At 67.6% G+C, this 20,537-nt stretch carries 11 protein-coding genes; 3 read left to right on the top strand and 8 right to left on the bottom strand.

From position 1 onward, the window contains the following. Positions 1–43 precede the first annotated feature (43 nt). Complete coding sequence (secF, locus tag AC1PLS_RS12475; RefSeq protein ID WP_104537010.1) at positions 44–1,012, top strand: protein translocase subunit SecF; 969 nt, start codon at positions 44–46, stop codon at positions 1,010–1,012. A gap of 479 nt (positions 1,013–1,491) precedes the next feature. On the opposite strand, the gene AC1PLS_RS12470 is transcribed toward secF, so the two are convergent. The 4 genes from AC1PLS_RS12470 to ptsP all read right to left on the bottom strand — a co-directional run bounded on the left by AC1PLS_RS12470 (position 1,492) and on the right by ptsP (position 8,276). Then, entirely contained in the window at positions 1,492–2,769 is a 1,278-nt protein-coding gene (locus AC1PLS_RS12470) for a carbohydrate porin (RefSeq protein WP_184431379.1), read from the bottom strand. A 185-nt stretch (positions 2,770–2,954) separates the two neighbouring features. Continuing rightward, positions 2,955–4,691, bottom strand: coding sequence for a PTS fructose transporter subunit IIC (locus AC1PLS_RS12465; protein ID WP_440583972.1), 1,737 nt, complete (start codon positions 4,689–4,691; stop codon positions 2,955–2,957). Positions 4,692–4,803: 112 nt separating this feature from the next. Next, entirely contained in the window at positions 4,804–5,760 is a 957-nt protein-coding gene (pfkB, locus tag AC1PLS_RS12460) for a 1-phosphofructokinase (RefSeq protein ID WP_481103745.1), read from the bottom strand. After that, positions 5,757–8,276 (bottom strand): phosphoenolpyruvate--protein phosphotransferase, encoded by a 2,520-nt coding sequence (gene ptsP, locus AC1PLS_RS12455; RefSeq protein ID WP_184577211.1) that lies wholly within the window; start codon positions 8,274–8,276, stop codon positions 5,757–5,759. The genes pfkB and ptsP overlap by 4 nt, the downstream gene beginning before the upstream one ends. A gap of 162 nt (positions 8,277–8,438) precedes the next feature. Between ptsP and AC1PLS_RS12450 the strand changes: the two genes are divergently transcribed. After that, positions 8,439–9,428 carry a LacI family DNA-binding transcriptional regulator gene (locus AC1PLS_RS12450; RefSeq protein WP_126966035.1) on the top strand — a complete coding sequence of 330 codons (990 nt, stop codon included), beginning with the start codon at positions 8,439–8,441 and terminating at the stop codon, positions 9,426–9,428. Here AC1PLS_RS12450 and AC1PLS_RS12445 read toward each other — a convergent pair. From AC1PLS_RS12445 to AC1PLS_RS12430, 4 genes are all read right to left on the bottom strand, one after another. Continuing rightward, positions 9,425–9,556 (bottom strand): hypothetical protein, encoded by a 132-nt coding sequence (locus AC1PLS_RS12445; protein ID WP_481103744.1) that lies wholly within the window; start codon positions 9,554–9,556, stop codon positions 9,425–9,427. The genes AC1PLS_RS12450 and AC1PLS_RS12445 overlap by 4 nt on opposite strands. A gap of 452 nt (positions 9,557–10,008) precedes the next feature. Further along, a complete protein-coding gene (locus AC1PLS_RS12440) occupies positions 10,009–13,179 on the bottom strand; it encodes a multidrug efflux RND transporter permease subunit (protein ID WP_065031636.1) in 3,171 nt (1,056 codons plus the stop codon). 12 nt (positions 13,180–13,191) lie between these two features. Further along, positions 13,192–14,499 carry an efflux RND transporter periplasmic adaptor subunit gene (locus AC1PLS_RS12435; RefSeq protein WP_046343141.1) on the bottom strand — a complete coding sequence of 436 codons (1,308 nt, stop codon included), beginning with the start codon at positions 14,497–14,499 and terminating at the stop codon, positions 13,192–13,194. Between the two features lie 14 nt (positions 14,500–14,513). Continuing rightward, the gene (locus tag AC1PLS_RS12430) at positions 14,514–15,173 is read right to left on the bottom strand and encodes a TetR/AcrR family transcriptional regulator (protein ID WP_024940186.1); all 660 of its coding nucleotides are present in this window, start codon (positions 15,171–15,173) and stop codon (positions 14,514–14,516) included. Between the two features lie 289 nt (positions 15,174–15,462). On the opposite strand from AC1PLS_RS12430, the gene AC1PLS_RS12425 reads away from it, so the two are divergent. Next, positions 15,463–20,472 carry an NAD-glutamate dehydrogenase gene (locus AC1PLS_RS12425; RefSeq protein WP_481103743.1) on the top strand — a complete coding sequence of 1,670 codons (5,010 nt, stop codon included), beginning with the start codon at positions 15,463–15,465 and terminating at the stop codon, positions 20,470–20,472. Positions 20,473–20,537: the final 65 nt, after the last annotated feature.

The raw sequence follows: 20,537 nt of genomic DNA, 5'->3' as shown, positions 1-20,537 counted from the left end.
CGCATCCTGACGGTGCGTAACGTCTAAACGGAAGATCTTTTCCATGAAATTGTTCCCGCTCCATCTCATTCCCAACGACACCAAGATCGACTTCATGCGCCTGCGCAAGCCGGTGCTGATCCTGATGCTGGTGATCGCGGTGGCCTCGGTCGGCGTTATCGTCGGCAAGGGCTTCAACTACGCACTGGAATTCACCGGCGGCACGCTGGTGCAGACCTCGTTCCAGAAGACCGTGGACGTGGACCAGGTGCGCGAGCAGCTGGCCAAGGCCGGCTTCGAGAACGCCCAGGTGCAGAACGCGCGCGGCGGCAACGAAGTGATGATCCGCCTGCAGGCGCGCGAGCAGCACAACAACCGCGACGATGCCGCAAGCAGCGTCGCCGAAGAAGTGCGCAAGGCGGTCAGTACCGCGCAAAACCCCGCCACCGTGCAGCCGGGCGAGTTCGTCGGCCCGCAGGTCGGCAAGGACCTGGCCTTGAACGGCGTGTACGCCACCGTGTTCATGCTGGTGGGCTTTCTGATCTACATCGCCTTCCGCTTCGAGTGGAAGTTCGCCGTGGTCGCCAGCCTGACCGCCTTGTTCGACCTGCTGGTCACCGTGGCCTTCGTGTCGCTGACCGGCCGCGAGTTCGACCTGACCGTGCTGGCCGGCCTGTTGTCGGTGATGGGCTTTGCGATCAACGACATCATCGTGGTGTTCGACCGCGTGCGCGAAAACTTCCGCGCGTTGCGGGTGGAGCCGCTGGAAGTGCTGAACCGTTCGATCAACCAGACGCTGTCGCGCACGGTGATCACCGCAGTGATGTTCTTTCTGTCGGCGCTGGCGTTGTACATCTACGGCGGCGAGTCGATGGAAGGCCTGGCCGAGACGCACATGATCGGCGCGGTAATCGTGGTGATCTCCTCGGTGATCGTCGCAGTGCCGATGCTGAGCATCGGGCCGTTTGCCGTCACCAAGCAGGATCTGCTGCCCAAGGCCAAGGACGTGGAGGCGCTGGCGCGTCGTCCATGATTGGTCATCGATCTTCGATCACGAAAAAAAACCGCGCGCTGCGCGGTTTTTTCGTTTTTGGCGCATCGAGCAGGGCAACGCGACGTATCGTAGGAGCGCGCCTGAGCGCGACGAGGCTTTATCGGTAACGCCTCATCGCGCCCAGGTGCGCTCCTACGGAGCAAGGCGAAGTGCGCTGGCTAAACCCGCCGAAACCAGGTCAGCCATGCAGTGCACTGCGTCGTAGGAGCGCGCCTGAGCGCGACCGGGCTTTATCGGTAACGCCTCATCGCGCCCGGGTGCGCTCCTACCGGGCCAAGCGAGCGGGCTGGCTAAAACCCGCCGGACCCAGCTCAGCCGTGCAACGCAATGCGTCGTAGGAGCGCGCCAGAGCGCGACCGGGCTTTATCGGGAATGCCTCATCGCGCTCAGGCGCGCTCCTACCGAGCTAGGTGAGTGCGCTGCAACGTCCTGCAACGCACGCACCGATCCTCGCGGACTTACAGATTCCAGTCGATCCGCATACCCGCAATCAGCGCATTCTTCAGATCGTTGGTGCGCGTCGGCTCGTTGAACTGGTCGGGGTTGATCACGTAATGCAGGTTCGGCGCGATGCGCAGGCGCTTGGTGACCTGGATGCCGTAGCTCAGCTCCATCATGATCTGGTTGTCGGCCGGGGTGCCGGTGCCGCCGGCCGAGGCGCGGGCCAGGCGCAGGTTTTCGATGGCTTCGTCGCTGTATTTCTGCTGGGTGATCACGAACGCAATGTTGTCCTGCGGGCGGCTGGCGAAGGTACCTTTCTGCACCAGGCCCAGTTGCACGAAGTGGTCCTCGATCGCCTGACCACCGGTGCTCTTGAGGATGGCGCCGAACACGGTCAGGCCGCGGGCGCCGGACGGATCCGGATTGGTGACCTGCTGTTCGAAGCGACCGAACACGCCCGAGCGGCCCTGCTTGTTCTCGTAGCCCATGCCGCTGAGTACGGCCGGGTTGCCGTTGCGGTCGCGCAGCGGGTCGGTGTAGTCGGAGTTGTCCTGCCAGCCGCCCAGTTCGTACATCGCGGCCATGCTGCCGTCGCCGCCCTTGTTCTTGTAGCCGACCGCGTAAGGCACCACCACGCCGGTGGTGTCGTCGGTGCTCCACTTCAGGCCGTGCTGGCCGTCCTGGGCCTGCACCGGGTTCACCTCGTAGGCGCCCACGTGCACATAGACCTTGGGCGTGACCCAGGCGGTGGCATGCGCGGCCCAGCTGGACACCGGCCAGTAGGTGAAGTTGCTGGTGCGGAACACGAAGGTGGGGTTGCCGCAGGCCGAGTTGCCCTGGAAGTACTGGCACAGGTCCGAGCCGAGGAAGTGGATGTTGGCCACGCTGCGGCCGGCTTCCAGTTCCAGGCGGTCGTCGAACAGTTTCTGCAGCAGGGTGAAGTTGGCCAGCCGCGTGCCCTGGCCGCCGTAGATCTCCTGCACCGAGGTGCTGTTGCCGATGCTGCTGTTGGCCAGGTTGGTGCCGTGGCGGTTGGTGACGTACAGCTTGACGGTGGCGCCGCCCCAGCCGAACAGGCGGTCCATGTCGACGTCGGTACCGACCATCAGCTGGCCGGCATAGGCGTCGCCGTTCTTGCGGCCGCCATCGATCATCGAGGCGGCTTCGCCGGTGTAACCCAGCTTGAGCTTGAAGGCATCGGCGGCATCCTGCGCGTGGGCGAGCGGGGTCAGCGCCAGTGCCAGCGACAGGCACAGCAGGCGGGGACGGGCATGGCGGGGGGCGAGGACGGTCATGGCAGGACTCCGAACGAAGGAAGGCGTGGCCGGGTGGCGAACGCGACAGCTAGGGGATGGGCAAGCCGCTGGCCGCGCACGAGGGTGCGCAGCGCAGCGGTGAAACCAGTCAGGGGTGGAGCGGGTCGGCGATCAGGCGTGGCGCATGCGCGGGCGGCAAGCGCCAGTGGTGGGGTGGCCGAAGGTCAGGCGACCACGTCGGCCACCGGCTTCTTGAGCAGGCGCAGTGCCACCGCGGTGACCACCACGCCGACCACCAGGGCCAGCACGTAATTGAGCAGGTGGGTCACCGCGTTGGGGATCAGCAGCACGAAGATGCCGCCGTGCGGTGCCTTCAACTCGGCGCCGGCGGTCATCGAGATCGCGCCGGCCACGGCCGAGCCAATCACCAGTGCCGGGATGGTGCGCAGCGGGTCGCGCGCGGCATACGGGATGGCGCCTTCGGTGACGAAGGCCAGCCCGAGCACGCCGGCGGCCGTGGCCGAGCCGCGTTCTTCCACGGTGAAGCGGTTGCGGAACACCCAGGTGGCCAGCGCGATGCCCAGCGGCGGGGTCATGCCGGCGACCATGGCGGCGGCCATCGGGGTGTAGACCTGGCTGGCGATCAGGCCGGTGGAGAACGCATAGGCGGCCTTGTTGACCGGCCCGCCCATGTCGAAGGCCATCATGCCGCCAAGCAACAGGCCCAGCAGCAACGCGCTGCTGCCCTGCATGCCGCGCAGCCAGGCGGTGAGCCAGGCCAGCAGGTCGGCCACCGGCTGGCCGAACACGTACATCATCGCCAGCCCGACCAGCAGCGTGCCCAGCACCGGCAGGATCAGCACCGGCTTGAGCCCTTCCAGGTTGCGCGGCAGGCGGATGTAGCGGTTGAGCGCGGCCACGCCGTAGCCGGCGATGAAGCCGGCAATGATGCCGCCGAGGAAGCCGGCATTGAGGTTGGCCGCGACCAGCCCGCCGATCATGCCGGGCGCGATGCCGGGGCGGTCGGCGATGGAGTAGGCGATATAGCCGGCCAGCGCGGGCACCATCAGGGTGAAGCCGGCCTTGGCGCCGATCTGAAACAGCGACCAGGCCAGCGTGCCCTGGTGCGCATCGTCGCCGGCATAGATGCCGCCGAGCGCGAACGCCAGCGCGATCAACAGGCCGCCGGCGGTGACGAAGGGCAGCATGAACGACACGCCGGTCATCAGGTGCTTGTAGGCGCCGGTGCGGCCGTTGCCGGTGTTTTCGGCCTTGGCGGCGCCCGCGACCGGCGCTGCGCCGCCGTGCACGCCGGCTTCGGCCAGCGCTTTCTGGATCAAGGCAGGGCCATCGTTGATCGCCGGCTTGGTGCCGCTCTTGAACAGGCGCTTGCCGCCGAAGCGGGCCAGGTCGACCTCGCGATCGGCGGCGATCAGCACCAGGTCGGCATCGCGGATTTCCGCGTCGGTCAGGGCGTCCTGCGCGCCGACCGAACCCTGCGTTTCCACGCGGATCTGGTAGCCGAGTTTCTTCGCGGCCTGCTGCAGGCCTTCGGCGGCCATGAAGGTGTGCGCGATGCCGGTGGGGCAGGAGGTGATCGCAACGATGCGCTTGCTGCCGGCGCCCGCGCTGCCTGCGGCAGCCGATGCATTGGCGGCAGCCGGTGTGGCGAGCTGGTTCACTGCGGCGGCCGGGTCGTCCAGTACCGCGCCCAGGCTCAGCCGCAGCAGCTGCGCGTCGCCGAAGCGGGCGGTGTCGGCATCGGCGTCGCCGATCACCAGCACCTGGCTGGCGGCGCTGGCCAGTTCGCCCGGCAATGCGCCGAGCACGCCCTGGTCGCTGCGGATTTCGATCGTCACGCTGCGCCCGGCGGCGGTGGCCGCGCGGCGCAGCGCTTCGGCCGCCAGGACGGCTTCGGTGCTGCGGTCGCCAGCGGCGATGACCACGATGGAAGAGGACATGCAAATCTCCTGCGTTGTTCGGTCGCCGGCAAGCGCCGGCGGGATACGTGGTGTCTTGCGCAAACATCGGCGCGCTGCGCTGGCGCTGCCAGCGTTCGCGCCGGCGGTGGTGCTACGAGAGCGGGTCGATGACGATCTCGCCGGCGAGCTTGCGCACCTGCTGCGGGTTCAGCCGGCGCGCATCGCCGCTTTCCAGCCGGCTGAGCGAGAACGCGGTCGCCAGCCGTGCGCAGCTTTCCAGATCGGTGGACTCGCCGAGCAGCGCGGCGGCCAGGCCGGCCACCATCGCGTCACCGGCGCCCACGCTGCTGCCCTGCGCCAGGCGCGGCGGACGCGCGATCAGGCGCTGGTCGCGCTGCACGAACAGCGCGCCTTCGGTCCCCATCGAAATGACCACCAGATGGATGCCGCGTGCGATCAGTTCGTGCGCGGCGGCGCTGAGGGCGGCACGGTCGCTCAGCGGGCGGCCGGTCCAGGCTTCCAGTTCGTGCCGGTTCGGCTTGACCGCGTACGGCAGCGCCTGGCGCGCGGCACCGAGTGCGGACACCAGCGGCGCGCCACTGGTGTCCAGCAGCACGCGCGCACCGGCGGCGCTGGCCTGGGCCTGCAGCTGCGCCCAGCTGTCGTCCGGCAGGCCGGCCGGCAGGCTGCCCGACAGCACCACCGGCAGGCCGGGGCGCAGCAGCGGGGCGAGGTGATCGGCCACGCCCTGCAGGTGCGGCTGGCCCAGGCGCAGGCCGGGCAGGTTGATGTCGGTGGTGTCGTTGCTGCGCGCTTCGACCAGCTTGAGGTTGGTGCGGGTCTCGCCGGCCACGCGCTGGCAGTGATCGGCAATGCCGCGCTCGCGGAACAGCGCCTCGAACACGCCGGCATTGCCGACCCCGAGCACGCCGAGCGCGGCGACCTGGCTGCCCCAGTCGGCCAGACAGGCGGCCACGTTGATGCCCTTGCCTCCGGCATCGTTGCGCACGCTGCTGGCGCGATGCACCGCGCCCGGCTGCAGGCTGTCGAGCTGGATGGTCTGGTCGATCGCCGGGTTCAGCGTCACCGTGATGGCGTGCAGGTTCATGCCTGGCCCTCGCGCTGCGCTTCCAGTGCGCGCACCTGTTCAGCGGTTTCGCAGTTCAGCGCCTGCTCGGCGAGCTGTTGCAGCGTGCTCAGCGCGGTGCCGCGCAGGCGTGCCTTGACCGCCGGAATGTCGTTGGGCGTCATCGACAGTTCCTGCACGCCCAGGCCGGCCAGCAGGCTGGCGCCGAACGGATCACCGGCCAGGCCGCCGCACACGCCGACCCAGCGGTCGTGTTTGCGCGCACCTTCGATCGTGCTGCGGATCATGCGCAGCACCGCCGGGTGCAGGCTGTCGGCTTCGGCGGCCAGCTCCGGGTTCTGGCGGTCGATCGCCAGCACGTACTGGGTCAGGTCGTTGGTGCCGATCGAGAAGAAGTCCGCATGGCGCGCCAGCACGTCGGCCTGCGCGGCGGCGGCGGGCACCTCGATCATGATGCCGATCGGCACCTCCGGCGCGTCGAGTTCGGCGCGGATGCGCGCGCAGATGGCGCGCAGGGTGATCAGCTCCGGCACCGAGGTGATCATCGGGAACATGATCGACAGCCGCGCCCCGTCCTTGGCGGCGCGGTACAGCGCACGCAGCTGCGGTTCGAGCAGGTCCGGGCGACGCAGCAGCAGGCGTGCGCCGCGGACGCCCAGGAACGGGTTTTCCTCGTGCGGCAGCTCCAGATGCGCCACCTGCTTGTCGCCGCCGATGTCCAGCGCGCGCACGATCAGCGGGCGGCCATCCAGCGCCTGCGCCATCGCCAGGTAGGTTGCGTGCTGCTCGTCCTCGCTGGGCGTGCTGCCGCTTTCCAGGAACAGGAATTCGGTCCGCATCAGGCCGACGCCTTCGGCGCCCTGGGTCAGCGCCATTGCAACCTGGTCGGGCAGGTTGACGTTGGCGCCGATGTCGATGTGGTGGCCGTCGCTGGTTTCGGCTGGCAAGGCGCGCTGCGCGGCTTCGCGCTCGCGGATCGCCTGCTGCTCGGCGATATGCGTGCGCGCCGCATCCAGGTCCAGCTCGGACGGGTTGATGTACAGCCGCCCACTGCTGCCGTCGATGATGGCGGTGACGCCGTCTTCGATATCCATGAGTTGGCCGCCTGCCGCGACCAGCGCCGGCAGGCCGAGCGTGCGCGACAGGATCGCGGTATGCGAGGTCGGCCCGCCTTGCGCGGTGGCCAAGCCGAGCACGCGTGCGGTGTCCAGGTTGGCGGTGTCCGACGGCGACAGATCGCCGGCCAGCAGGATGCAGGGCTGCTCGGGCAGGTCGGTCAGGCCGGCGCCGGCAGCAGCCGGGTCGAGCTGGGCCAGCACGCGGCGGCCGACGTCGCGCAGGTCGGCCGCGCGGCCGGCCAGCACCGGGTTGCCGAGTGCGGCCAGGCCCGAGGCGATCTGTTCCACCGCCTGATGCCACGACCACGCCACGCCGTGGCCTTCGACCATCAGCTGGCAGGTGCGGGTGATCAGGTCGGTGTCGTTGAGCAGCTCGGCCTGGGCCTTGAAGATCGCCGCGTCCGAGGCGCCGAGCCGGCGCTGGGTGTCGTCCTGGATCGCCGCCAACTGCTGGCGGGTGCGGGTCAGCGCGTCGTGCAGCAGCGCGCCGCCATCGCCCAGGCCGACCGGTTGATCGGCCACCTCGGTCTGCGCCGCGCGCAGCCGGTGCACGATGCCGATCGCCACGCCCGGGCTGGCGCCGATGCCGACGATGGCTGGTTGCGCCTGTGGCGGCGTCCAGCCGGCCACCGGGGCGGCGCGGCGTTGCGCGGCACGCTCGGCATCGGCCTTTTCCTGCGCGGTCAGGCTGTCCATCACTGCGCGCAGGCGCTTGAGCAGCGCACCCGCATCAGTGCCTTCGGCCGAGACGGTGATGCTGTCGCCGGCACGCAGGCCCAACTGCAGCAGGCCGACCAGGCTCTTGGCATCGGCAGCCTGGTCGCCGGCGCGCACCTGGGCGCGCGCCGAGAAACCGCGCGCCGTCTCGGCCCAACGGGTGGCCGGGCGGGCGTGCAGGCCGCTGGGGTAGGCAATGGTCCACTCGAAGGATTCGGCCAGATCGGTGGCCGGCGCGGCGCTGGTGTCGGGTGCGCGGTCGCCGGTCAAGGCCGCCACGATCACGCCGGGGTCGTCGGTGGTGAACAGCGCTTCCAACTGGGCCGGGTCCTGGATCAGGCGGGTCAGCCGGCGCAGCAGGGTGATGTGGGTGTCGGACTGGGCGGCGATGCCGACCACCAGCCGGGTGGTCTGGCCCGGGTTCCACTCCACGCCCTCGGGCAACTGCAGCACCGCGATGCCGTCGCGGCGCACCAGGTGGCGGTCTTCGCCGACGCCGTGCGGGATCGCCAGGCCGTGGCCGAGGAAGGTGTTCGCCAGGCCTTCACGGCGCCGCATGCTGGCGTCGTAGCCCGGCGCCACGCAGCCGGCGGCGACCAGCAACTGGGCGGCCTGCGCGATGGCGTCGTCCTTGTCGCGGGCATGCGCCCGCAGGCGCACAAGTTCGGGGGTGACGGGGGCGGCTGGCGACGGAGAGGACAAGACGGACTCCGGGGGTGGGGACGGGCTGGGCAGTATAGTGGGAACGTTCCCATGTTCCAGGTCAATGTGCGCTGCACAAAAACGTTGTAGTGCTTTCGGGTTAGCATCGAATCAGAGACGGCGCCTGGCCCTAGGTGCGCAAATGGAGCGGGAACGGTCCCAGTGAGTATCAGCATCAATGACGTGGCCCGGGTGGCCGGGGTTTCCAAATCGACGGTCTCGCGCGCGCTGGGCACCGGTCCGGTCAGCGAGGAGGTGCGGGCCAAGGTCGAGGCGGCAGTGCGCCAGACCGGCTACCGGCCCAACCTGATGGCGCGGCGCCTGCGATCCCAGCAGTCCGGCATCCTGGGGGTGATCGTCGCCGACATCCGCAACCCGTACTTCACCGCGTTGATCCGTGCGGTGGAGGAGGTGGCCTACCGCGCCGGCATGCGCGTGACCCTGTGCAATACCGACGAAGACCCCGAGCGCGAGGCGCTGTACCTGCAATTGATGCAGGAAGAACGCATCACCGGGCTGATCTTCGCGCCGACCCGCAGCACGGTCGGGCGCATGCACGAGCTGGTGCTGGACTACCCGACCGTGCTGGTGGACCGCGCCGGCCCCGGCAGCCGCTACGACAGCGTGGTGCTGGACAACGCCGCGGCCATGGGCGAGCTGGTTGCGCATCTGCAGGCGCAGGGGTATCGGCGCATCGGCGGGCTGTTCGGCACCAGTACCACCGCAACCGAGCGTCGCAACGGCTATCTGGCCGCGATGGCGGTGCCGGGGCTGACGCCGGCTTACCGCGAAGTGGCGCCCACCGCCGAAGCGGCGATCGCCGAAGTCGGTCAATGGCTGGCCGGCGCTGACCGCCCCGACGCCATCGTGACCAGTAACAGCCTGTTGTTGATGGGCGCGCTCAAGGCCGCCCGTACCGCCGGTCTGCGCATCCCCGACGACCTGGCCCTGGCCGGCTTCGACAACGAGCGCTGGACCGACCTGGTCGAGCCGGGGATCACCGTGGTCGAGCAACCGGTCGAGGACATGGGCCGCGCGGCGATGTCGCTGCTGCTCGAGCGTTTGAGCAATCCGCAGCTGCCGATCCGCCGCATGGTGATGACCGGCCGCTGCGTGGTCCGCGGCTCCACCGGCACACGCCCGCGCACCTAGCCGCCCTCGTCGTAGGAGCGCACCCGGGCGCGATGGGTGTTACCGGTGAGGCCCATCGCGCCCAGGTGCGCTCCTACGACGGCATGGCGGTTGTCGCGGATCGCGCTGTGCGGGTCCTGTCGAAGCACGCCATGTCACCAATCCCCGCCACTCCGTAGGAGCGCACCCGGGCGCGACGGGCGTTACCGGTGAGGCCTATCGCGCCCAGGTGCGCTCCTACGACGGCATGGCGGTTGTCGCGGATCGCGCTGTGCGGGTCCTGTCGAAGCACGCCATGTCACCAATCCCCGCCACTCCGTAGGAGCGCACCCGGGCGCGACGGGCGTTACCGGTGAGGCCTATCGCGCCCAGGTGCGCTCCTACGACGGCATGGCGGTTGTCGCGGATCGCGCTGCGCGGGTCCCGTCGAAGCACGCCATGTCACCAATCCCCGCCACTCCGTAGGAGCGCACCCGGGCGCGACGGGCGTTACCGGTGAGGCCCATCGCGCCCGGGTGCGCTCCTACGAGACATGACTGCAGCGCAGCCAAAAAAAAGCCCCGGCACTGCCGGGGCTTTTCGTTCTGCGCCATGTCCGGGATCAGCGATCCGGACGATGCGGGCCCGAGTCGTTCTGCGCGAGCAGGTATTCCTTGGACTGTTCGTCCAGCTTGTCGCCCAGCATGCGGCGCACCACCACGAAGAACAGCGGAATGAAGATCACGCCGAGCACGGTGGCGAACACCATGCCGCCGATCACGCCGGTACCGATGGAGTGACGCGAGTTGGCGCCGGCACCGGTGGAGATGGCCAGCGGCAGCACACCTAGGATGAAGGCGAACGAAGTCATCAGGATCGGGCGGAAGCGCAGATGCGCCGCTTCCAGCGTCGCCTCGCGCAGCGTCTTGCCTGCCGCACGCTGCTCCACCGCGAACTCCACGATCAGGATCGCATTCTTCGCCGCCAGGCCGATCACGGTGATCATGCCGATCTTGAAGTACAGATCGTTCGGCAGACCGCGCAGCATCGAGAAGGTGATCGCACCCAGCACGCCGATCGGCACCACCATCAGCACCGCCACCGGAATCGACCAGCTCTCGTAGAGCGCGGCCAGGCACAGGAACACCACCACCACCGACAACGCCAGCAACAGCGTGGCCGCATTACCGGCAATGATTTCCTGGTACGACATGCCGCTCCAGTCGAAACCGAAGCCCGGCGGCAGGTCGTTGTTGACGATCTCCTCCATCGCGGTCATCGCCTGGCCGGAGCTGCCGCCCGGCGCCGGGTTGCCGACGATATTCACCGCCGAATAGCCGTTGTAGCGGTTCAGTGCCGGCGAGGCGTAGGTCCAGTCGGCCTTGACCACATTGCTCAGCGGAATCATTCCCGGCTGACCATCGGCACCGGTGGCCGTGGCGCTGGGGCTGAAGAAGCTGCGCAGCGACTCCGGGCCGGTACGGAACTGGTCGTCGGCACGGATGTTGACGCGCTTGATGCGGCCTTCGGAAAAGTAGTCGTTGATGTAGACAGGCGCCAGCATCAGCTGGATCGAGCTGTAGACGTCGCTGACGTCCAGGCCCATCGACTGCGCCTGCACGCGGTCCACGTGCAACTGCAGCTGCGGCGCGTCTTCCAGGCCATTCGGGCGCACGCCCACCATGGTGTCCTGCTTTTCCGCCGCCTTGCCCAGCACGATGTTGCGCGCCTGGGTCAAAGCTTGCTGGCCTGCGCCGGAGCGGTCCTGCAGCCACATGTCGAAGCCGCCGAACTGGCCCAGGCCCTGCACGGTGGGCAGGTTGACCACGAAGATCTGCGCGCCCTTGATGCCGTAGAAGGCACCGTTGAGCTGCTGGATCAACTGCTCGGCAGTGACGTCACGCTCTTCCCACGGCTTGAGCCGGATGAAGCCCATGCCGACGTTTTCGCCCGAACCCAGGAAGCTGAAGCCGGCGATCTGCAGCATGCCTTCCACGGCCGGCTGCTTCTCCAGCACCGCACGCATCTGCGCGAAGGCCTCGTTGGTGCGGATCTTGGTCGCGCCCGGCGGCAGCTGCACGATGGCCACCGCAAAGCCCTGATCCTCTTCCGGCAGGAAGCTGCCCGGCATGCGGGTGAACAGGAAGCCGCACAGCACCACCAGCACCACGAACACGATCATCCACGGCGGCGAGCGCTTGAGGGTGTGGCCGACCACGCCGACATAGCGATGCGCCAGCTTGTCGTAGTACTTGTCGAAGGTGCGGTAGATCCAGTTCTTCTTGGTCGAATGGGTCGACTTGAGGAACGCGCCGCACAGCGCCGGGGTGAAGCTCAACGCCAGGAACGCGGAGAACCCCATCGACATGGCGATGGTCAGTGCGAACTGCTTGTAGATCGCGCCCGAAGCGCCCGGTTGCAGCGAGGAGGGGATGAACACCGCTGCCAGCACCACGGTGATGGCCACCACCGCGCCGGTGATCTGGGTCATCGCCTTCTGGGTGGCCGCCTTCGGCTCCAGGTGTTCCTCGCTCATGATGCGTTCGACGTTCTCGATCACCACGATCGCGTCATCGACCACGATGCCGATCGCCAGCACCATCGCAAACAGCGTCAGCTGGTTGATGGTGAAGCCGATCATGTACATGCCGAAGAACGTGCCCAGCAGCGCGACCGGAATCACCAGCGTGGGGATCACGGTGGCGCGGAAGTTCTGCAGGAACAGCAGCATCACCAGGAACACCAGCACGATGGCTTCCACCAGCGTATGGATCACTTCCTCGATGGAGATGCGCACGAAGGTGGTCGATTCGTACGGCGCAAACCAGGTCACGCCCTGCGGGAAGGTCGGCTGCAGCTCGTCGAGCTTGGCACCGACCGCCTCGGACACGTTCAGGGCGTTGGCGCCCGGCAACAGCTGGATACCGAAGGCGCCGGTGGGCTTGCCGTTGTACTGGGTGTCGAAGCCGTAGTTGCTCGGCCCCACGGTAACCCGTGCGACGTCCTTCAACCGCACCGTGGCACCGTTGTTGTCGGTGCGCAGGATGATGTTCTCGAACTGGTCCGGCGAGCTGAAGCGGCCCTCGGCCGAGACCGTGGCGGTGAAGCTGATGCCTTCCGGGGTCGGGTCGGCGCCCACCGAACCGGCAGCGAACTGCACGTTCTGGTTGCGCACCGCGGTCAGCACCTGGGTGGCCGACAGGTTGTAGCCCTGCAGCTTCTCCGGGTTCAACCAGATGTTCATCGCGTACTCGGCGCCGAACTGGTTGGTGCTGCCCACGCCGGGCACGCGCGAGATCTGCTCGAGCACGCGCGAGCCGACGATGTCGTTGAGCGCGTCGCGGTTGATCGACGGGTTGTCCGAGCGCAACGCGGCCACCATCAGGAAGCCGGCGTTGGCCTTGGCCACCACCACACCCTGCTGGGTGACTTCCGAGGGCAGGCGCGGCGTGGCCAGCGACACCTTGTTCTGCACCTGCACCTGCGCGATATCCGCGTCGGTGCCGGTTTCGAAGGTCAGCGTGATGGTCACGCGGCCGTTGGCGGCCGAGGACGAGTTGAAGTACAGCAGGTGGTCGATACCGGTGAGCTGCTGCTCGATGACCTGGGTCACCGCTTTTTCGGCGGTATCGGCGCTGGCGCCGGGGAAGTTGGCGGTAACGGTGACCTGCGGCGGGGCGATCGTGGGGTACGACTCGATACCCAGATTCAGGATCGAGATCACGCCCGCAAGCGAGATCAGGATCGCCACCACCCAGGCAAAGACAGGGTGTTCGATGAAAAACTTAGGCATGTCCGGGTTCCGTTACTGCTGCTTGGACTGGGAGTCGGCCGGCTGCGCCGCAGCGTCCGGCTTGGACTGTTCCTGCGCGGCCGGTGCCGCTGCATCGGCCTTGTCGGCCGCCGGTGCGGCCTGCGCGCCGCCGCCCTGGGCAGCGGCGGGAGCCGCGCCCGGTGCGCCGGGCTGGCCGCCCTGCGCCGGCTTGTTCGGATCCCACGGCACGCCCTTGGCCGGCTGGCCTTCCTTCGCCTTCTGCACGCCGTCGACGATCACCTGGTCGCCCGGGGTCACGCCCGCGGTGACGATCCACTGGCCCTTCTGCTGGCCATCGACGGTGAGATTCTTGCGCACCACCTTGCCGTCCTTGCCCAGCACCAGCGCGTAGGCGCCGGTGGCATCGCGCTGCACGGCCTGCTGCGGCACCAGGTAGGCGTTGTTGCGCTGGCCAAGGCTGGCCTTGAAGGTCACGAACGCGCCCGGCAGCAGCGCCTGCTCCGGATTGGGCAGGGTTGCGCGCAGCGACACCGCACCGGTGCTCGGGTCCACCGTCACCGCCGACACATCCAACGTACCAGGGTGCGGGTACTGCGTGCCGTTGCCCAGTTCCACATTGATGGTGGACTTGCCATCGCCGCTGAGCTGCACGTTGCCGCTGCTCTGGGCCTGGCGCAGGGCGGCCAGTTCTTCGCTGCTCATCGCAAAGTTCACGTACAGCGGGTCGATCTGGTCGACCGTGGTCAGCAGGGTCGCCTCACCGGCGCCCACCAGCGCACCTTCGGTCACGCGCTGGATGCCGGCGCGGCCGGTGATCGGCGAGGTGACGCTGGCAAAGCCGAGCTGGATGCGGGCGGACTCGACCTGGCCGCGTGCCTGCTGCACGTTGGCGCCGGAGGAGCGCTCGGTGGCTTCGGCATTGTCGATGTCGGCACGCGACACATATTGCTGCGGAGCCAGGCTGCGCGCGCGCTTGGCGGCGACCTGGGCATTGGCATAGGTCGCCTGGGCGGCGGCCAGCTGCCCTTGCGCCTGCAGCAGCGTGGCCTTCAGCGGCGCCGGGTCGATCTCGAACAGCGGCTGGCCTTCCTTGACGTCGGTACCTTCGGTGTACAGGCGCTTGAGCAGCACGCCGTCCACGCGCGCGCGCACGTCGGCCGAGCGGAACGCCGACAGCCGGCCAACCAGGTCGCGTTCCAGCGGCAGGGTCTGCGGCTTCATTTCCAGCACCGACACTTCCGGCGGCGGCGGCGCCTGCTGTTGTTCGGGCTTGCTGCAGGCAGCCAGCGCCAGGGTGATGGCACAGGCCAGGCCGAATGTGCGGAGCGGGGCGATCATCAGGAGGAACTCCGTTAGGGTCTTGAAGTGAGAAAGGAAAGCGGGGACAGCGAAGGCGTGGCAGCGACCGCGGCAAATGCGCGCAGGAAGGTGTCGACAGCGAATTGCGCCCACTGCTGCCTGGCGGGAAGGCCGGCGCGGTGGGGAACCTGAAAGCGTTGCCGGTCGAAATCCAGACCGACGATCATGCTCAACAGCAGTTCGGCCATACAGTGCGGATCGTCATGGCGCAGCTGGCCGGCCTGCATCGCCTGCTCGAAGCGCTGCGCCAGGCGCTGCTGCATGCCGACGACCCCGTCCTGGAAGATCTGCTGCGACTGATCGGGGAACCGGTGCGATTCGGCTTCCACCAACCGGCAGGTCTGTAACACATCCGGGCGGTTCAGGCGGTCAAGGTGGGCCAGCGCGAAGGCCAGCAGATCCTCGCGCAACTCGCCCGAGGCGGTGCCCAGCGGCACCGTGGCCAGGTGCACATGGTCCTGGAGCACATCGCGCAGCAGGTTTTCTTTACAACCGTAATAACTATAGAGCGTCTGCTTGGAGCAGCCGGCGCGCTCGGCCACCGCGTCCATGCTCAGCCGCATGCCGCGCTCGGCAAGCAGCGTATGCACAGCCGCATGGATGCGGCGATCGCAGTCCGAGCGCCGGGCAGCACGGTGGGAACGGGGGGTCATGGCGGTAGACTATACCGTCCAGTTTAGTTTTTAAACAGGCTTGACGGTCGCAGTTCTGTCTGCGCAACGCCTTGTGGCCCAAGCGCCCGGCCGGACTTTGCCGGTTGTGGCGGTCTGGCGGCTGGCCATGCAGGCGCCAATCCGGCGCCGCTGCAGGAATTACAGTCGGGTAGTGCTTTTGCGCCTCACCGAGGGAGAGCGCCCGACCAGGATTTTGCGCTATGCAGCAAGGCGTCTTCATCCGGCGCCGGTACAATTCAGGTTTTCCACCGAGCATCCCAGCGCTCTCATGACAGCCAAGAAAGCTGCTTCGAAATCGTCCACGACGTCGGTCAAACCGGTCGCCGACCATGCCGTCCCCGTGCTTGCCACCGCGCCGCAGGCGGTCACCCTGGAGCCGGTGTTTGCCGCGTTGCGCAAGCGCTACCCGGCCGCCCGCCAGTCCGAGGTGCAGCTGTTCGCCGCCGACTTCTACCGGCGCATGGAAGAGGACGAGTTCCCCAACCACCCGGCCGAACAGTGGGCGGCCCTGGCGGCGGACATGCTGGAATTTGCGCGCACGCGCAAGCCCGGCACGGTCAACGTGCGGGTGTTCAACCCGACCCTGAAGAGCCACGGTTACGAATCGCCGCACACGCTGCTGCAGATCGTCAACGACGACATGCCGTTCCTGGTGGACTCGGTGAGCATGACGCTGTCGGACCTGGGCATCGGCGTGCACGTGCTCGGCCACCCGGTGCTGCGCATCGCGCGCGACAAGGCCGGCAAGCTGACCGCGGTGGGCGAGGGCAAGAGCGAATCGCTGATGGTGCTGGAGATCGACCGCCAGCCTGCCGAGGACATGCCCAAAGTGGAAGCGGCGGTGCGCAAGGTGCTGGGCGAGGTGCGCGCGATCGTGCACGACTGGGCGTCGATGCGCGAAAAGATGGTGATGCTGGCCGACGACCTGGCCACCCGCCGCCTGCCGATGGACGACATCAGCCGCCACGAGGCGCAGGAGTTCCTGCGCTGGGCGGCGGCCGATCATTTCACCTTCTTCGGCTATCGCGAGTACCGCGTGGAGAAGCAGGACGGCCAGGAAGTGCTGGCGCCGGTGGAAGAAACCGGCCTGGGCCTGATGCGCGGCCGCGACACCTCACCGGCGCGCCCGGTGACCACGCTGGCGGCGCACGGCCTGAACACCTCGGCCAAGCTCAAGGATGCGCTGATCCTGACCAAGACCAATGCGCGCTCGCGCGTGCATCGGGTCGGCTACATGGATTACATCGGCATCCTGGAATTCGATGCCAAGGGCCGCATCGTCGGCGAGCAGCGCTTCCTGGGCCTGTTCACCTCCAGCGCCTACAACCGCCGCCCGTGGGAAATCCCGCTGGTGCGCCAGCGCCACGAATACGTGATGAGCAAGTCGGGGCTGACCCCGAGCAGCCACAGCGGCAAGGCGCTGCGGCACATCCTCGAGACGCTGCCGCGCGAGGAGCTGTTCCAGTCCAACGAGGAAGAGCTGTATCGCACCGCGATCGGCATCCTCGGCCTGCAGGAGCGCGTGCGCAGCCGCATGTTCCTGCGCCGCGACAAGTACAGCCGCTTCATCTCCGCGCTGGTGTACATCCCGCGCGAACGCTTCAACACCGATGTGCGGCTGCGCATCGAGGCCTTGCTCAAGGACGCGCTGCACGGCGAATACATCGATTCCAGCGTGGTGCTGGGCGAGTCGCCGCTGGCGCAGCTGCACCTGATCGTGCGGCCCAAGAGTGGCGAGGCGCTGGAATTCAACACCACCGAACTCGAGGCGCGGCTTGCGCATCTGCTGCGCAACTGGCGCGATGCCCTGCGCGAGGCGCTGGTGGCGCGGCATGGCGAGGTCAATGGCCTGCGCATGGCCGCCAACTTCGGACGTGCGCTGCCGGCCGGCTATATCGAGGACTCGTCGATCGAATCGGCGGTGTCCGACGTCGAGCATCTGGCCGCACTGGACGGCCCGGACGATCTGCACCTGAGCCTGCAGGAGATCCGTCGCGACGACGGCGTGCGGCTGGACGCCGGCGAAGGCCTGCGCCTGAAGCTGTATCGCCAGCTCGACGACATCCCGTTGTCCGACGCGATGCCGATGATGGAGAACATGGGCCTGCGGGTGATCTCCGAGCGGCCGTACCGGCTGCAGGTCGGCGAGACGCCGGTCTACATCCAGGATTTCGAGGTCGAATCGACCTCCGGCAAGATCAACGCTGCCAATGCCGACGCCGGTTTCGGCGAAGCCTTCGAGCGGATCTGGAGCGGCGATGCCGAAAACGACGGCTTCAACCGCCTGATTCTGGCCGCCGGCCTGCACTGGCGCCAGGTCGCGCTGCTGCGTGGCTACTGCAAGTATCTGCTGCAGACTGCGGTGCCGTTCTCGCAGGCCTATGTCGAGGCGACGTTCACCCGTTACCCGCTGCTGGCGCGCCTGCTGGTGGAACTGTTCGAAGCGCGCTTCGATCCGGCCACCGGCAGCGAGACCAAGGCGCAGATCTTCGCCGGGCAGGAACGCCTGCGCGAGGAACTGTCGGTGCTGGCCGGTGACGACGAGGCCACGCTCAAGGCCCTGGAGCCGGTGTTGCAGGCGCGCGGAAGCGACCGCGATGCGCAGCAGGAAGCCACGCGCGCCACGCTGCTGAAGCTGATGGACCGCGTCTCCAGCCTGGACGAGGACCGCATCCTGCGCAGCTTCATCGGTGTGATTGACGCCACGCTGCGCACCAACTATTACCAGACCGACAAGAGCGGCAAGCACGGCCACTGCATCAGCTTCAAGCTGGATTCTTCGATCGTGCCGGACCTGCCCAAGCCGCGCCCGTACCGCGAGATCTTCGTCTACAGCCCGCGGGTGGAAGGCGTGCACCTGCGCTTTGGCGCGGTGGCGCGCGGCGGCCTGCGCTGGTCGGACCGGCGCGAGGATTTCCGCACCGAGGTGCTGGGCCTGGTCAAGGCGCAGATGGTCAAGAACACCGTCATCGTGCCGGTCGGCGCCAAGGGCGGTTTCTACGTCAAGCGCTCGCCGGTCGGCGGCGACCGCGATGCGATCCAGGCCGAAGGCATCGCCTGCTACAAACTGTTCATCCAGAGCCTGCTCGACATCACCGACAACATCGTCGGCGGCAAGATCGTGCCGCCGCCGCAGGTGGTGCGTCACGACCAGGATGATCCGTACCTGGTGGTCGCGGCCGACAAGGGCACCGCCACGTTCTCCGACATCGCCAACGGGCTGGCGCTGGACCACGGCTTCTGGCTGGGCGATGCGTTCGCTTCCGGCGGTTCGGTCGGTTACGACCACAAGGGCATGGGCATCACCGCGCGCGGTGCGTGGGAGTCGGTCAAGCGCCACTTCCGTGCGATGGGGCGCGACTGCCAGAGCCAGGATTTCAGCGTGGTCGGCATCGGCGACATGTCCGGCGACGTGTTCGGCAACGGCATGCTGTTGTCGCGGCATATCCGCCTGCTGGCCGCGTTCGATCACCGGCATATCTTCCTGGATCCCAATCCGGATGCAGCTGCCTCGTTCGCCGAGCGCGAGCGCCTGTTCAAGCTGCCGCGTTCCAGCTGGGCCGACTACGAGGCCAAGCTGATCAGCGCCGGCGGCGGCATCTATCCGCGCACGCTCAAATCCATCGACATCAGCGCGCCGGTGCGCGAGGTCCTGGGGTTGGAATCCAACGTCAAGCAGCTCTCGCCCAACGAGCTGATGAACGCCATCCTCAAGGCCCCGGTGGACCTGTTCTGGAATGGCGGCATCGGCACCTACGTCAAGGCGTCCAGCGAGTCGCACGCCGATGTGGGCGACCGCGCCAACAACGGCCTGCGCGTCAATGGCGGCGAGCTGCGCTGCAAGGTAGTAGGCGAGGGTGGCAACCTGGGCTTGACCCAGCTCGGCCGCATCGAGGCCGCGCAGGCCGGGGTGCTGCTCAACACCGACTTCATCGACAACTCGGCCGGCGTGGACACCTCCGATCACGAGGTGAACATCAAGATCCTGCTCAACGACATGGTGCAGGCCAAGAAGCTCACCTACGACGCGCGCAACACATTGCTCGCGTCGATGACCGACGAAGTGGCCGACCTGGTGTTGTGGGACAACTACCGCCAGAACCAGGCGATCAGCCTGATGGAGCGGATGAGCGTCAAACGTCTCGGCTCCAAGCAGCACTTCATCCGCACATTGGAATTGCAGGGCCTGCTCGATCGCCAGATCGAGTTCCTGCCCTCCGATGCCGAACTGTCCGCACGCAAGGCGCGCGGGCAGGGCTTGTCGCGCCCGGAGCTGTCGGTGCTGTTGTCGTACTCCAAGCTGGTGGCGTTCCAGCAGCTGCTGGAATCGGATATTCCGGAAGACCCGTATCTGTCCAAGGAATTGCAGCGCTACTTCCCGCAGCCGCTGCAGAAAAAGTACGCCGATGCGATGGAGCGTCACCGCCTCAAGCGCGAGATCATCGCCACCGCGGTGACCAACACCACCATCAACCGCATGGGCGCCACCTTCCTGATGCGCATGCAGGAAGACACCGGCCGCAGCATCGCCGAGGTCGCCAAGGCCTACACCATCAGCCGCGAGACGCTGGATGCACGCGCGCTGTGGACGCAGATCGACGCATTGGACGGCAAGGTACCCGAGTCGGTGCAGATCGATGCGCTGGAAGTGATCTGGCGCCTGCAGCGCTCGTTCGTGCGCTGGCTGCTGTTGCGTCCGGGCCAGATGCCGGGCATCACCGCGGCGGTGGAGCGTTACCACGGCCCGTTCAACGACATCCGTGTCGCCTCCGGTGTGCTCTCCGATACGCAGCGCCCGCAGTATGAAGCCAGCGTGCAGGAATGGCAGGACAAGGGCCTACCGCCGCAGCTGGCGCAGCAGTTGTCCGAGCTACGCTATCTGGAACCGGCCTTCGACATCATCGAAACCGCACGCACCCGCAAGCTCAAGCCGGTGGACGTGTCCAAGGTGCATTTCCGCCTGGGCGAAGCGCTGCGTTTGCCGTGGTTGTTCGAGCAGATCGACGCGCTGGAGGTCAACGGCCGCTGGCACGCGGTGGCACGTGGTGTACTGCGCGACGAGCTGGCCGCGCATCAACGCGCATTGGTCGGTCAGGTGCTGACGATGTCAGGCAGCACGGCCGAGGACAAGGTGGCCAACTGGCTGGCACGCGACGATTCCAGCCTGCGCTTCACCCTGGCCATGCTCGCCGATGTGGCCGAGCAGAAGACCCTGGACTACCCGACCGTGTCGGTCGCAGTGCAGCGTCTCGGGCAGCTGGCGGCACACGGGATGTAAGCGTGTGCAGCGAGGTGATGGCGGAGCGAGTGCTTCGTCATCATCCTCGCGGTAGCCGGACGGCA

This window comes from Xanthomonas sp. NCPPB 3218 (assembly GCF_056725185.1).
Note: the sequence above shows the minus strand (reverse complement) of the source record. Positions and strands in the feature narration are given on the sequence as shown.

Coding starts and splice junctions, on each gene's coding strand:
- secF (WP_104537010.1), top strand. CDS start 44: ATGAAATTGTTCCCGCTCCATCTCATTCCCAACGACACCAAGATCGAC.
- AC1PLS_RS12470 (WP_184431379.1), bottom strand. CDS start 2,769: ATGACCGTCCTCGCCCCCCGCCATGCCCGTCCCCGCCTGCTGTGCCTG.
- AC1PLS_RS12465 (WP_440583972.1), bottom strand. CDS start 4,691: ATGTCCTCTTCCATCGTGGTCATCGCCGCTGGCGACCGCAGCACCGAA.
- pfkB (WP_481103745.1), bottom strand. CDS start 5,760: ATGAACCTGCACGCCATCACGGTGACGCTGAACCCGGCGATCGACCAG.
- AC1PLS_RS12440 (WP_065031636.1), bottom strand. CDS start 13,179: ATGCCTAAGTTTTTCATCGAACACCCTGTCTTTGCCTGGGTGGTGGCG.
- AC1PLS_RS12435 (WP_046343141.1), bottom strand. CDS start 14,499: ATGATCGCCCCGCTCCGCACATTCGGCCTGGCCTGTGCCATCACCCTG.
- AC1PLS_RS12430 (WP_024940186.1), bottom strand. CDS start 15,173: ATGACCCCCCGTTCCCACCGTGCTGCCCGGCGCTCGGACTGCGATCGC.
- AC1PLS_RS12425 (WP_481103743.1), top strand. CDS start 15,463: ATGACAGCCAAGAAAGCTGCTTCGAAATCGTCCACGACGTCGGTCAAA.